The 13,168-nt window shown below is 69.5% G+C and carries 10 protein-coding genes; 7 read left to right on the top strand and 3 right to left on the bottom strand.

The genetic code is table 11. The features are described 5' to 3' along the window. Positions 1–44: 44 nt before the first annotated feature. Positions 45–1,082 carry a class II fructose-bisphosphatase gene (gene glpX, locus ACIBU0_RS09850; protein ID WP_398814401.1) on the top strand — a complete coding sequence of 346 codons (1,038 nt, stop codon included), beginning with the start codon at positions 45–47 and terminating at the stop codon, positions 1,080–1,082. Between the two features lie 166 nt (positions 1,083–1,248). Here the strand turns inward: glpX and ACIBU0_RS09845 are convergent, their stop codons facing one another. Next, positions 1,249–1,626: a WhiB family transcriptional regulator gene (locus ACIBU0_RS09845; protein WP_398814398.1), complete on the bottom strand. Its 378-nt coding sequence runs from the start codon at positions 1,624–1,626 to the stop codon at positions 1,249–1,251. A gap of 175 nt (positions 1,627–1,801) precedes the next feature. Beyond that, positions 1,802–2,494 (bottom strand): DUF1707 domain-containing protein, encoded by a 693-nt coding sequence (locus ACIBU0_RS09840; protein ID WP_398814395.1) that lies wholly within the window; start codon positions 2,492–2,494, stop codon positions 1,802–1,804. 195 nt (positions 2,495–2,689) lie between these two features. Here ACIBU0_RS09840 and ACIBU0_RS09835 point away from each other — a divergent pair, with 195 nt between their 5' ends. The 6 genes from ACIBU0_RS09835 to ACIBU0_RS09810 all read left to right on the top strand — a co-directional run bounded on the left by ACIBU0_RS09835 (position 2,690) and on the right by ACIBU0_RS09810 (position 10,697). Then, complete coding sequence (locus tag ACIBU0_RS09835; RefSeq protein WP_398814392.1) at positions 2,690–4,357, top strand: fumarate hydratase; 1,668 nt, start codon at positions 2,690–2,692, stop codon at positions 4,355–4,357. Positions 4,358–4,550: 193 nt separating this feature from the next. Next, a complete protein-coding gene (locus tag ACIBU0_RS09830) occupies positions 4,551–5,513 on the top strand; it encodes a hypothetical protein (RefSeq protein ID WP_398814390.1) in 963 nt (320 codons plus the stop codon). Between the two features lie 67 nt (positions 5,514–5,580). Next, a complete protein-coding gene (locus tag ACIBU0_RS09825) occupies positions 5,581–6,966 on the top strand; it encodes a class II fumarate hydratase (RefSeq protein WP_398814387.1) in 1,386 nt (461 codons plus the stop codon). Positions 6,967–7,049: 83 nt separating this feature from the next. Next, positions 7,050–7,745 (top strand): DUF402 domain-containing protein, encoded by a 696-nt coding sequence (locus ACIBU0_RS09820; RefSeq protein ID WP_398814384.1) that lies wholly within the window; start codon positions 7,050–7,052, stop codon positions 7,743–7,745. 295 nt (positions 7,746–8,040) lie between these two features. After that, the gene (locus tag ACIBU0_RS09815) at positions 8,041–10,164 is read left to right on the top strand and encodes a SpoIIE family protein phosphatase (protein ID WP_398814382.1); all 2,124 of its coding nucleotides are present in this window, start codon (positions 8,041–8,043) and stop codon (positions 10,162–10,164) included. 119 nt (positions 10,165–10,283) lie between these two features. After that, on the top strand, positions 10,284–10,697 hold the full coding sequence (locus ACIBU0_RS09810) for a hypothetical protein (protein ID WP_398814379.1): 414 nt from the start codon (positions 10,284–10,286) through the stop codon (positions 10,695–10,697). 51 nt (positions 10,698–10,748) lie between these two features. Here the strand turns inward: ACIBU0_RS09810 and ACIBU0_RS09805 are convergent, their stop codons facing one another. Then, on the bottom strand, positions 10,749–13,142 hold the full coding sequence (locus tag ACIBU0_RS09805) for a transglycosylase domain-containing protein (protein WP_398814377.1): 2,394 nt from the start codon (positions 13,140–13,142) through the stop codon (positions 10,749–10,751). Positions 13,143–13,168: the final 26 nt, after the last annotated feature.

Below are 13,168 nucleotides of genomic sequence, written 5' to 3'. Positions count from 1 at the left end.
GTCACCCTCATCCGGCCGTCGTCGTATCAGAAAGGTGCGCTCCGATGACCGAGAATCATCATCATCTGCCGACCGAGCTCGAGGTACCCAGCGAAGCCCCCGACCGCAACCTCGCCCTGGAGCTGGTCCGCGTGACCGAAGCCGCGGCGATGGCCGCGGGCCGCTGGGTCGGGCGCGGCGACAAGAACGGCGCCGACGGTGCCGCGGTGCGCGCCATGCGGACCCTCGTCCACACCGTGTCGATGAACGGCGTCGTCGTCATCGGTGAGGGCGAGAAGGACGAAGCACCGATGCTCTTCAACGGGGAGCGGGTCGGCGACGGGACCGGTCCCGAGTGCGACATCGCCGTCGATCCGATCGACGGGACCACCCTGACCGCGAAGGGCATGCCGAACGCCATCTCCGTGCTGGCGGCCGCCGACCGGGGGTCCATGTTCGACCCGTCGGCCGTCTTCTACATGGACAAGCTGGTCACCGGTCCCGAGGCCGCCGACTTCGTCGACATCAACGCTCCCGTGGAAGTGAACATCCGCCGGGTCGCGAAGGCGAAGCGGTCGACGCCCGAGGACGTCACCGTCGTCATCCTCGACCGGCCCCGGCACGAGGGCATCATCAAGGAGATCCGGGACGCGGGTGCGCGCATCAAGCTGATCTCCGACGGAGATGTCGCGGGGTCGATCTACGCGCTGCGTGAGGGCACCGGCGTCGACATGCTGCTGGGTATCGGCGGTACGCCGGAGGGGATCATCTCGGCGTGTGCCGTGAAGTGCCTCGGCGGGACCATCCAGGGCAAACTGTGGCCCAAGGACGACGAGGAGCGGCAGCGGGCGATCGACGCCGGGCACGACCTGGACCGGGTACTGATGACCGATGACCTGGTCGCCGGGGACAACGTGTTCTTCGTCGCGACCGGGATCACCGATGGTGAGTTGCTGCGGGGTGTGCGGTACCGGTCGGAGACCGCCACGACCGACTCGATCGTGATGCGGTCGAAGTCGGGGACGGTGCGGCGGATCGATTCCGAGCATCGACTGAGCAAGCTGCGGGCTTACAGCGCGATCGACTTCGACAGGGCGAAGTGAAATAGCGCCTATCGGCTGGGGGACTGCGGGTTTTCGGCGGCTGCGGATGCGTCGTGGTTTGTCGCGCAGTTCCCCGCGCCCCTGGGGGGTCACCCGCGCCCCTGACTGAAATGCGCAGCCAATAAGGCGCCCCCGGTGCGGAGGGGGCGCCTTGTTTTTTTGCTTCTCAGCCCGCCTGCGCTATCCGGTTCGCCGTCCTCGCCGCCTTCTTCAGTTCCATTTCGCGGCGGCGGCGCCTGGCCAGGACCACTCGGCGCTCCGCCGCGGTGAGGCCGCCCCAGACGCCGTAGGGCTCGGGCTGGAGGAGGGCGTGTTCGCGACACTCGACCATGACCGGGCAGCGGGCACAGACTCGCTTGGCCGCCTCCTCGCGGGAGAGGCGGGCCGCGGTGGGCTCCTTGGACGGGGCGAAGAACAGGCCGGCCTCGTCGCGGCGGCACACGGCCTCGGTGTGCCACGGGGCGTCTTGGTCCCTGTCTCGCACTGGCACCCGCTGGGCCGGAACGGCAGCTACCTGCAGGGACGAATGCGGCGGTTGCAGCACGGTCTACTCCTGACGACGGCTTCGCGAGCGAGAGACGATGCAGCAAGGTCTACCCGCTGTGCGCGTGCCTATGCAGTCAGTTCCGAACCGCTGGATTTCGGGGGGTCCTGCGCGCCGTCGCGCGGCAGCCGGGAGAGCCCTGGAGGCGGAGAGGAATCGGTTCGATTCACAACCGTCAACGATCCAAATGCTTGCGCAAACTCCTGGTGCTCTTGTCGACGCCGCGCTGAACACGGTCGAGAATGTCCGCGACGAGTTTGCCCCGCTTCGGCCGGCCGTCGATGCTGCCGAGCACGGCCCAGCCGTCGACCTGGACGACCGGCGCCTCGGGGTCCTCCGCGTCCAGGTGGTCCACCTCGAAGCTGCCGAGCACACCGCCGCCGGTGCCGCGCAGCGAGACGTTCTCCGGAACGCGGACGTCGACGCTGCCGCAGAACGAGATCGCTCTGATCACGACCTGCTGATACTCGAAGAGCGCCTCGCTGAGGTCTATCTCCACACTGCCGAAGATCGCGTACGCATGGATACGGCGGCCCGCGCGCCAGCGGCCCCGGCGGACGGCGCTGCTGAAGACCGCGACCACGTTCTCGTCGGGGTCGGCCGGGATCGCGACCGGGGCGGGGCGGCCTGCGGCCGGGATGTGGGGGGCGCGGCGCTGGTGGGCGGCGGGCAGGTCCCGTATGAAGACGTCCAGTTCGCCGACCGTCTTGGCGGCCAGCACGCCCTCGACGCGCTCGGCGTGCTCGTCGGCGGTGAGGCGGCCCTCGGCCAGGGCCTCGCGCAGGATGTCGGCGATCCGGTCGCGATCGGCGTCGGACGCGCGTAGCTCGGTGGCGGCAGCGGGTGCGGTCTGCTTCTGAAGGTCCACGGCAGCAGCGTACCGAAACACGATAGATCGCGATACCCCCTGCAGGGGTTCGCTCGGCGGCCGCGGACAGTCGCGGAGCCGCGGAGTCGCGGAACTGAGCCCTACCTCACAAGCTCGCCGTCAGTGGCAGGTTCTACGCTGGTGGACGCTGCCAACGGAGGCCAGCCGCTGTCTGTCGAGTGAGGAATGGGCGACATGCCTGAGTTCGCGTACACCGATCTGCTCCCCATGGGAGAGGACACCACCCCGTACCGGCTGGTGACCTCCGAGGGTGTCTCCACCTTCGAGGCCGACGGTCGGACGTTCCTCAAGGTGGAGCCGGAGGCGCTGCGCAAGCTGGCCGAGGAGGCCATCCACGACATCCAGCACTACCTGCGCCCCGCCCACCTCGCCCAGCTGCGGCGCATCATCGACGACCCCGAGGCGTCGAGCAACGACAAGTTCGTCGCCCTCGACCTGCTGAAGAACGCGAACATCGCGGCGGCGGGCGTCCTGCCGATGTGCCAGGACACCGGTACGGCGATCGTGATGGGCAAGCGCGGGCAGAACGTGCTGACGCAGGGCGGGGACGAGGAAGCCCTGTCGCGCGGCATCTACGACGCGTACACCAGGCTCAATCTCCGGTACTCGCAGATGGCTCCGCTCACCATGTGGGAGGAGAAGAACACCGGCTCGAACCTCCCCGCGCAGATCGAGCTGTACGCCACCGACGGCGGCGCCTACAAGTTCCTGTTCATGGCGAAGGGCGGCGGCTCCGCCAACAAGTCCTTCCTGTACCAGGAGACGAAGGCCGTCCTGAACGAGGCCTCCATGATGAAGTTCCTGGAGGAGAAGATCCGTTCGCTGGGTACGGCCGCCTGTCCGCCGTACCACCTGGCGATCGTGGTGGGCGGTACGAGCGCGGAATACGCCCTCAAGACCGCGAAGTACGCCTCCGCGCACTACCTGGACGAGATCCCGGCCGAGGGCTCGCCGCTCGGGCACGGGTTCCGGGACAAGGAGCTGGAGGAGAAGGTCTTCGAGCTGACGCAGAAGATCGGGATCGGGGCGCAGTTCGGCGGGAAGTACTTCTGCCATGACGTGCGGGTCGTGCGCCTGCCGCGGCACGGTGCCTCGTGCCCCGTCGCCATCGCCGTGTCCTGCTCCGCCGACCGTCAGGCGGTCGCGAAGATCACCGCTGAGGGTGTCTTCCTTGAGCAGCTGGAGACGGACCCGGCGCGGTTCCTGCCGGAGACGACGGACGAGCACCTCGAGGCCGACGGCGACGTCGTCAGGATCGACCTCAACCAGCCGATGGACGACATCCTCGCCGAACTGACCAAGTACCCGGTCAAGACCCGGCTCTCGCTCACCGGCCCGCTGGTCGTGGCCCGTGACATCGCGCACGCCAAGATCAAGGAGCGCCTCGACGCGGGCGAGGAGATGCCGCAGTACCTGAAGGACCACCCGGTCTACTACGCGGGCCCGGCCAAGACCCCCGAGGGCTACGCCTCCGGCTCCTTCGGCCCGACCACGGCCGGCCGCATGGACTCCTACGTCGAGCAGTTCCAGGCGGCGGGCGGCTCCAAGGTGATGCTGGCGAAGGGCAACCGCAGCAAGCAGGTCACGGACGCCTGCGGCACGCACGGCGGCTTCTACCTCGGCTCCATCGGCGGCCCCGCCGCCCGCCTCGCCCAGGACTGCATCAAGAAGGTCGAGGTCGTCGAGTACGAGGAGCTCGGCATGGAGGCCGTCTGGAAGATCGAGGTCGAGGACTTCCCGGCGTTCATCGTGGTCGACGACAAGGGCAACGACTTCTTCCAGGACCCGGCGCCGGCGCCGACGTTCACGTCCATTCCGGTCCGGGGGCCGGGGCTGGCGTAGTGCCTTCGGGGCGGCGGAGGGTTCCCGCCCCCGCCGCCCCCACCCGTCCCATCTTCCAGGGGCTGCCGCCCAGTGCCTGGCCGGGCGGCGGGGCAGGTGTCCCGCCCACGCCGCCCAGCCTCACCTGGAGCAGGAGCCGTGACGTAGCATCAGCTCGCTTTCCGTCACGGTTCTTTACTCCCGAGGCCGCTTCATGTCAGACACCGATACGCCGCCGCCCGAGCGGGAACCCCTCACGACCCCGCTGGCGGACGACGTCATCGCCGCGGTCGTTCCCGAAGCGGTGGGTCTGGAGCGGCGGGCCCGCAACCGGAGGATCGCGGTCAGTCTGGTCTGCGCGGCGGTATTCGCGGGCCTGGGAGTCTTCGCCACCAAGATCGTCGACTCGGTGTTCGCCGAGCACGACGCTCGTGTCGCCAGTGAGGCCGACGACAAGGTGGACCGAGAGGGCCAGGCCTTCACGGCCATCGTCCGGCTGGACACGGAGGATCCCGAGGCGGCCCTCTTCGACTCACCGTTCTCCGCCGAGGACAAGCGCACGCTGCTCGGCATGACCTTGGAGGACGCCGACAGGCTCCAGCCCTTCATGGACGCCCGTCACGGCCGGGGCGTCTCGTACAGCGTCGTCGGCCACCCCGCCATGGGGGTCTCGTACCCCGGGTACTCGGAGGCCTGGCTGGTGGACCTCATCAGCGACCGGCAGGCCGGCCTCGTCGTCAACGACCTGCGGGTGAAGGGCGTCAGCTGCACTCCGGCCAAGGCGGTCGCGGTCATCGAGAGACGGGGGCAGGGAGGCGGTGGCTACGAGGGCATGCTCTTCGACCTGACACGCTCCGATCCCGTTCCGCTCGCCACCGACGAAGAGGACTTCGGAGAGCCGTTCTTCGCCCACCGGAAGATCGACCTCGGCAACGGGGCCACCCCGGGCGGACTGCGGATCGAGGTCACCTCCGGTACGAAGGACTGCACCTGGAGGGCGTTCGAGGCCACCTACGTCGACTCCGAAGGAACCCACACGCAGGAGATCACGAACAACGGCAAGGCCTTCCGGGTCCATGGCATCGCCGAACACCGCGAGCAGACGTTCCAGCTGCGTCCGACCGACCCCTTCGTGACCGAGTGCGCGATCTCCCCCCAGGGTGATCCCAGGTGCTGAGCTGCCCCGGTGCCCCGTTCAGCGCAGGCCACGGAACATCCCGGCCGTCTGCGACGCTGTACCCGGCATGAGCGACTACCGCATCGAGCACGACTCCATGGGCGAGGTCCGGGTCCCCGCCGAAGCGAAGTGGCGGGCGCAGACTCAGCGTGCCGTCGAGAACTTTCCCATCTCCGGCCAGCGGATCGAGCGGGCCCACATCGAGGCGCTCGCCCGGATCAAGGGGGCCGCCGCCAAGGTGAACGCGCGGCTCGGGGTGCTCGACAAGGACATCGCCGAGGCCATTCAGGAAGCCGCTGAAGAGGTCGCCGAAGGACGGTGGGACGAGCACTTCCCCGTGGACGTGTTCCAGACGGGGTCCGGGACCTCGTCCAACATGAACACCAACGAGGTCATCGCCACCCTCGCGACCGAGCGCCTCGGCCGGGACGTCCATCCGAACGATCACGTCAACGCGTCCCAGTCGTCCAACGACGTCTTCCCCTCCTCCATCCACATCGCCGCCACCGCCGCCGTCACCCGCGACCTCGTCCCGGCCCTGGAGCACCTGGCCGACTCCCTCACCCGCAAGGCCGAGGAGTTCGCGGATGTCGTGAAGTCGGGGCGGACCCACCTCATGGACGCCACGCCCGTGACGCTGGGGCAGGAGTTCGGCGGGTACGCCGCCCAGGTGCGCTACGGCATCGAGCGGCTGCACGCCTCCCTCCCCCGGCTCGCCGAACTCCCTCTCGGCGGTACGGCCGTAGGCACCGGCATCAACACCCCTCCCGGCTTCTCCGCCGCCGTCATCGAGGAGGTGGCCCGCGCCACCGGGCTGCCGCTCACCGAGGCACGGGACCACTTCGAGGCGCAGGGTGCCCGGGACGGCATCGTCGAGACCAGCGGGCAGCTCAGGACGATCGCGGTCGGGCTGACGAAGATCGCGAACGACCTGCGGTGGATGTCGTCCGGGCCGCGCACCGGCCTCGCGGAGATCAGTCTGCCCGACCTCCAGCCGGGGTCGTCGATCATGCCCGGCAAGGTCAATCCGGTCATTCCGGAGGCCGTGCTCATGGTCGCCGCGCAGGTCGTCGGCAATGACGCCACCGTGGCCACCGCCGGAGCCGCCGGCAACTTCGAGCTGAATGTGATGCTTCCGGTCATCGCGAAGAACGCCCTGGAATCCATCCGGTTGTTGTCCCACGTCTCGCGGCTGCTCGCCGACCGGACCGTCGACGGCATCGTCGCCCACCGCGAACGGGCCCTGGAGTACGCCGAGTCGTCACCCGCCGTGGTCACCCCGCTCAACAAGTACATCGGGTACGAGGAGGCCGCCAAGGTCGCCAAGAAGGCCCTCGCCGAGCGGAGGACGATCCGCCAAGTCGTCCTGGAGAGCGGGTACGTGGAGCGCGGTGACCTCACGCTTCAGCAGTTGGACGAGGCCCTTGATGTCCTGCGGATGACGCGGCCGTAACGAGTCGTCGGTCTGCCCTCGCTACGGCGTGAACCGTGACGGGCGCCGCAGCGTCGTATGCCTGTGGCACCTAATATCTGTGCATGGCAGACGGTGGAGCGGTGACGAGGGAAGTGGAAGCGGGCGGTTCGACGGGCTTCTGGGCGCCCGGGACGCAGATCCTGTGGCGGTACCGGGAGAACGCCGGTCGTCGCTTCCACATCGCACGTCCGGTCACCGTCGTACGGGACGACGACGAGATCCTCGCCGTATGGCTGGCTCCGGGGACGGAGTGCATCAAGCCGGTGCTCGCCGACGGAACGGCCGTGCACCTGGAGCCGCTCGAGACGCGGTACACCAAGCCGCGTGCCGTCCAGCGCGACCGGTGGTTCGGCACCGGGGTGCTCAAGCTCGCCCGGCCCGGTGAGCCGTGGTCGGTGTGGCTGTTCTGGGAGCCCGGGTGGCGGTTCAAGAACTGGTACGTGAATCTTGAGGAACCGCTGGCCCGTTGGGCGCGCGGGGTCGACTCCGAGGACCACTTCCTCGACATCTCCGTGCACCCGGACCGCAGTTGGCACTGGCGGGACGAGGACGAGTTCGCGCAGGCCCAGCGGGACGGGCTGATCGACGAGCGGCTGGCCGCGCAGGTGCGGGAGGCCGGGCGGGAGGCGGTCGAGGTGATCCGTGCCTGGGGGCCGCCGTTCGCCGACGGCTGGCCGCACTGGCGCCCGGATCCCGCCTGGGCTGTACCTTCTTTGCCTGAGGACTGGGATCGCGCACCCGCGCACATGTCCTCATGAGACCCTTGATGCGCCCCCGGGCAACAAACGTAGGATCGTCCTCCGCAAGGGCGCGCAGGGGTAACTTCCTAAGTGTGCGCCGAGCTTGACCGATCGTCACCGAGGGGCGGCAGGACGTGAGCGAGGGTTACCAGGGCGATGCCGGTACGGCCGGGAGACGGCCCACCGGTGGCACAGGAACTGCCTCTGGCCACGCGGTAATTCCGTTCCTGGGGCACGTATTCCGGGTATCGGAGTTTCGGCGGGACGAACTGCACGCATGGCGCGCAGCCCCGGACGGATGGATTCGAAAGGCGTGACGGAGCAGCCGACCTCCTTCGAACGCCCCGAGACGGGCGTCGACCCCGCGGAGCCCCGCGGGGCGCTCGTGCGTACCTCGACACCGTCGGCAGCGCATCCCACGCCGCCGCACACCCCTGGCGGAGCCTGCGGCAGCGGCACTGCCTTACCCGCGCAGGCGCGCACCGGAGAGACCCCTTCCACGCCGGGCACCACCGCACCGTCCGGCCCGAGCAAGGAGCCCCCAGTCATCGCCGGCAACGGCCCAGAGCACTCGCAGCCCTCCGTCGCCGCCGAGCCCGACACACACCGGCCGCGGCCCGTTCCGGAGGCCATACCGCCCCAGCCGGGCACCGAGCAGTCGCAGGCGTCCGCGGAGCGGCGCACCGGACAGGGGCTGCCGCCCGGGCGGCCCACGCCGATGCGGCGGGACGGGGACCGGCTGCGCTTCGTGGGCGCCGCCACGCGGCGGATCGCCCGCGGCATCGACCTGGACGAGATCGTGATGGGGCTGTGCCGGGCGACCGTGCCGACCTTCTCCGACGCGATCCTCGTCTATCTGCGCGACCCGCTGCCGGTCGGCGACGAGCGGCCCACGGGCCCCGTCGTGCTGCGGCTGCGCCGCACCGACCGCATCCCGGAGGAGCGGGACACCGAGGGCGGCTTCCTGCCGGCCCAGCAGCAGTCGGAGCCGACCGAGCTGGCCGAACTGTCCGCCGCCACCGCCGAACTGTGCGAGGTACGGCCCGGCGGCGCACTCGCCGAGGTGCTGCGCGGCGTACGTCCCGTCTTCGCCGACGCGCCCGCCGCCCGCGCCGCCCTGCCCGAACTGCTCGGCGACGACGGTGAGTTGATCATTCCTGACGGTCAGCGCGCGATCCTCGCCCCGCTGCGCGGCCGCCGCCGGGTCATCGGCGCCGCCGTCTTCCTGCGCCGCCCGGACCGCATCGCCTTCGAGCCCGACGACCTCCTGGTCGCCGCCCAGCTCGCCACGCACAGCGCGCTGGGCATCGACAAGGCGGTGCTGTACGGCCGTGAGGCGTACATCGCCGACGAGCTGCAGCGGACCATGCTCCCGGAGACGCTGCCGCGTCCGACGGGCGTACGACTGGCCTCCCGCTACCTCCCGGCGGCCGAGACGGCCCGGGTGGGCGGCGACTGGTACGACGCGATCCCGCTGCCGGGCAGCCGTGTGGCGCTGGTCGTCGGTGACGTCATGGGCCACTCCATGACATCGGCCGCGATCATGGGCCAGCTGCGGACGACGGCCCAGACCCTCGCCGGCCTCGACCTGCCGCCGCAGGAGGTCCTGCACCACCTGGACGAGCAGGCCCAGCGACTGGGCACCGACCGCATGGCGACCTGCCTGTACGCCGTCTACGACCCGGTCTCGCACCGCATCACCATCGCCAACGCCGGCCATCCGCCGCCCGTCCTGCTGCACCTGGGCGGCCGGGCGGAGGTACTGCGCGTTCCGGCGGGCGCGCCGATCGGCGTCGGCGGCGTCGACTTCGAGGCCGTGGAGCTGGACGCGCCGGCCGGGGCGACGCTGCTCCTGTACACCGACGGCCTGGTCGAGTCCCGTCTGCGTGACGTGTGGACCGGCATAGAGCAGCTGCGCGAGAAGCTCGCCGCGACCGCGCAGTTGACCGGCCCCGACCATCCGCCGCCCCTGGAAGCCCTCTGCGACGAGGTCCTCGACATGCTCGGCCCGGGCGACCGGGACGACGACATCGCGCTCCTCGCCGCCCGCTTCGACGGGATCGCGCCCAGCGACGTCGCGTACTGGTTCCTGGAGCCTGAGGACGCGGCGCCGGGGCGGGCCCGGCGGCTGGCCCGGCGCGCCCTGGCCCGCTGGGGCATGGAGGACCTCTCGGACTCGGTCGAGCTGCTGGTCAGCGAGGTCGTGACGAACGCCGTCCGCTACGCCTCCCGGCCGGTGACGCTGCGACTGCTGCGCACCGACGTCCTGCGCTGCGAGGTGGGCGACGACGTTCCCCAGCTGCCACGGCTCCGGCAGGCACGGGCCACGGACGAGGGCGGCCGCGGCCTGTACCTGGTCAACCGACTGGCCCGGCGCTGGGGCGCGACGCGGTTGAGCACCGGGAAGGTCGTCTGGTTCGAGTTGAACCGGGGGTGACGCGCACCAGGCCCCTTTGACGGTGGATCAGCTCTGCGGATATCCCCCACCCCCGCTCCGCGATATCGCATATATTTTCGAGCGCGGATGATCCGCAGACCATGAAGGGGGAACCACCGATGAACAAGATTGCCCAGCGGGGGCTTATGGCGCTGCTCGGCGCCGCGGTGCTGGCCGGCACCCAGGGGGGCCTCGCCTACGCGAGTCAGTACGACCGGACCGCCGAATCCTTCCCGGCGGGGTCGCGCGTGGACTGGAAGGAGGACGGCGACCACCTGCTCATCAAGGACACCGAGAAGGACGGGCACTCCGCGGTCGCGCTGTTCCGCTGGTGGGACGCGTCCGAGGACCGGTACCACTGGTTCACGTACTTCAACAGAGACGGCGTGAACTCGGTACGCGACGTCAACATGGACCTGTACGAGGGGACCACCATCAACTTCAAGGCCTGCATCGGCGACTGGGCCGGCAGCCTCGAAGCAAGCAGGGACTCGATCCGCAACTGCAGTGACTGGGAGGTCACGCTCGCCTGACGCGGAGCGCGAAGGGCGCCCGGCAACACGCCGGGCGCCCTTCGCGTTTCCTCACTGACCGTTGCCGGGTCTGACCGGGTCCAGGGTGACGTCGTCCGTCGGTCGGCCCGTCGGTTCCTCCGTCGGCTCCTCGGTCGTCGGCTCTTCCGTCGGCTCCTGAGTCGTCGGCTCTTCCGTCGGCTCCTCGGTCGTCGGCTCTTCCGTCGGCTCCTTGGTCGTCGGTTCCTCCGTCGGCTCCTGAGTCGTCGGCTCCTGCGTCGGTGTCGGTGTCCAGGTCGGCTGGACCGCGGCGCCCTGGTCGGTGTCGAGGTCGAACCTGGCGTCCGTCTTCGTCACGCCGAACATGTACGCCGCCCAGATCTCCGCCGGGAAGGTACCGCCGTTGACGCGCTCCTCGCCGCCGGCGCCGTACATCGCGACCTGCTTGTGCGGAGGCTTGTCGTCCTCGCCGAACAGGCCCACCGAGGTCACCAGGTCCGGTGTGTAACCGGTGAACCAGGCCGACTTGTTGTCGTCGGACGTACCCGTCTTGCCCGCGACCTTCCGGCCGTCACGCTGCGGGTTGCCGCGCACCGACTCGCGGGCCGTACCGTCGTCGACCACGCCCGTCAGCACCGAGGTCACGCTGTCGGCGGACTGAGGGCTGATGACCTGCTCGCCGATCGGGTCCGGCAGCGCGACCTCACTGCTGTTGTGCTCGGCCGCCTTGATGATGCTCGGGGTGACCTTCTTGCCGTGGTTGTCGAGGGTGGCGTACACGCCGGCCATCTGCAGCGGGCTGGCGCCCATGGTGCCCAGGGTCTGGGCGGGTACGGCCTCCTCGTTGCTGGTGTCCATGCCGAGCTTGGCGGCCACGTCCATGACGTTCTCCATGCCGACGTCGATGCCCATCTGCGCGAAGACGGAGTTGACGGACTTGTTCATCGCCGTCTGCACGGTGACGTCGCCGTAGCTGTAGTCGTCCTCGTTCTCGGGGGCGAACCCGACCTTGGAGCCGTTCTTCACGACGGGCCGCTTGCTGGTGCCGTCGTAGACCGTGTTCGCGGTGATCGGCTTGCCGTCCTGGGTCTCGGCGTTCTCCTCCAGGGCGGCGGCCAGGATGACCGGCTTGAACGTCGACGCCGGCTGGTAGTCGGTGCGGGTCGCGTTGCTGAAGTAGTGGTCGAAGTAGTCCACGCCGCCGTAGAGGGCCACGACCTTGCCCGTCTTGGGGTCGACGGAGACCGCGCCGGCCTGGATGTCCGCGTCGACCTTCCGCTTCTTCTTGTCCAGCTTGCTGGTCAGCTGTGCCTTGACGGCCTTCTCCAGCGCGGCCTGCTTCTTCTTGTCGATGTTCAGGGTGATGGTCCAGCCCTGGTCGACGACCGCCCGCTCGGCCTCGGGGCGGCTGAGGCCCTGCTGCTTCATCAGCTGGTCCTCCAGCTGACGGTTGGCGAGGTCGATCAGATAGCCCTTCTGGCCCTCCTGGCCCGCGGTGGGCTTGGGCTCCTTCGGCTTGGGGAACACCATGCCCTGGCGCTCGGACTGGCTGAGCCAGCCCTCCTCGACCATGTTGTCCAGGACGTAGTTCCAGCGGGCGGTGACCAGTTTCCTGCCGGTTTCGGACGCGGCCGTCCAGTCGTACTGGCTCGGCGCCTGCAGCAACGCGGCCAGATACGCGCCCTGTTCGACCTTGAGCTTCTTGGCGTCGACGCCGTAGTAGGCCTGGGCGGCGGCCTGGATGCCGTAGGCGTTGCGGCCGTAGTAGCTGGTGTTGATGTAGCCCGCGAGGATCTCGTCCTTGCTCATCTCCCGGTCCACCTTCAAGGAGATGACCATCTCCTTGAGCTTGCGGCTGACCGTCTGTTCCTGGCTGAGGTAGTAGTTCTTGACGTACTGCTGGGTGATCGTCGAACCACCCTGCGCGCCCTTGCCCATCAGCGTGTTGAGCACGCCGCGGGCCGTGCCCTTCAGGTCGATGCCGTTGTCGTGGTAGAAGGTCTTGTTCTCCGCCGCGACGAAGGTGCGCTGGACCGGCTTCGGCACCTTGGACAGGTCCACGATCTCGCGGTTGACCTTGCCGGCGCGGGCCAGGGTCGAGCCGTCGCTGAACTTGTAGACGTTGCTCTGGCGCTGGGCGGCCTGGGCGGCGGCGTTGTCCTTGGGGATGTCGACCATCAGGTACAGCGCGATGAAGGCCCCGATGCCGAGCAGGCACACGCCGAGGAATGTGCCGAGGATCTTCTTCCAGGTGAAGAGCCGGCGTATTCGCCCCTTGCCGCTGCCGCCCTTGCCCGCGGCCTTGGCCGCCCGGCGGGCCGCCGCCCGGCCTCCCGGGGTGCCCGACGGGCCCACCACGGTGACCGAGTCGCCGCCGGCCGCCGCCGACGGCATCTCCGACGAGCGCCGGGGCGCGGCGCGGCGCCCACCACGCTGGCGCGCTCGTCTTTCTTCCGCTCGTCCCATGGGTCCGTTCCGCTCCGATTCGCTTT

The sequence above is a fragment of the Streptomyces sp. NPDC049627 genome (assembly GCF_044465645.1).
Classification (GTDB): Bacteria; Actinomycetota; Actinomycetes; order Streptomycetales; family Streptomycetaceae; genus Streptomyces.
Note: the sequence above shows the minus strand (reverse complement) of the source record. Positions and strands in the feature narration are given on the sequence as shown.

What these genes read in the sequence shown, in the direction of transcription:
- ACIBU0_RS09805 (WP_398814377.1), bottom strand. Translation starts at nt 13,142, where the DNA reads ATGGGACGAGCGGAAGAAAGACGAGCGCGCCAGCGTGGTGGGCGCCGC.
- ACIBU0_RS09825 (WP_398814387.1), top strand. Translation starts at nt 5,581, where the DNA reads ATGAGCGACTACCGCATCGAGCACGACTCCATGGGCGAGGTCCGGGTC.
- ACIBU0_RS09835 (WP_398814392.1), top strand. Translation starts at nt 2,690, where the DNA reads ATGCCTGAGTTCGCGTACACCGATCTGCTCCCCATGGGAGAGGACACC.
- ACIBU0_RS09810 (WP_398814379.1), top strand. Translation starts at nt 10,284, where the DNA reads ATGAACAAGATTGCCCAGCGGGGGCTTATGGCGCTGCTCGGCGCCGCG.
- glpX (WP_398814401.1), top strand. Translation starts at nt 45, where the DNA reads ATGACCGAGAATCATCATCATCTGCCGACCGAGCTCGAGGTACCCAGC.
- ACIBU0_RS09830 (WP_398814390.1), top strand. Translation starts at nt 4,551, where the DNA reads ATGTCAGACACCGATACGCCGCCGCCCGAGCGGGAACCCCTCACGACC.
- ACIBU0_RS09820 (WP_398814384.1), top strand. Translation starts at nt 7,050, where the DNA reads ATGGCAGACGGTGGAGCGGTGACGAGGGAAGTGGAAGCGGGCGGTTCG.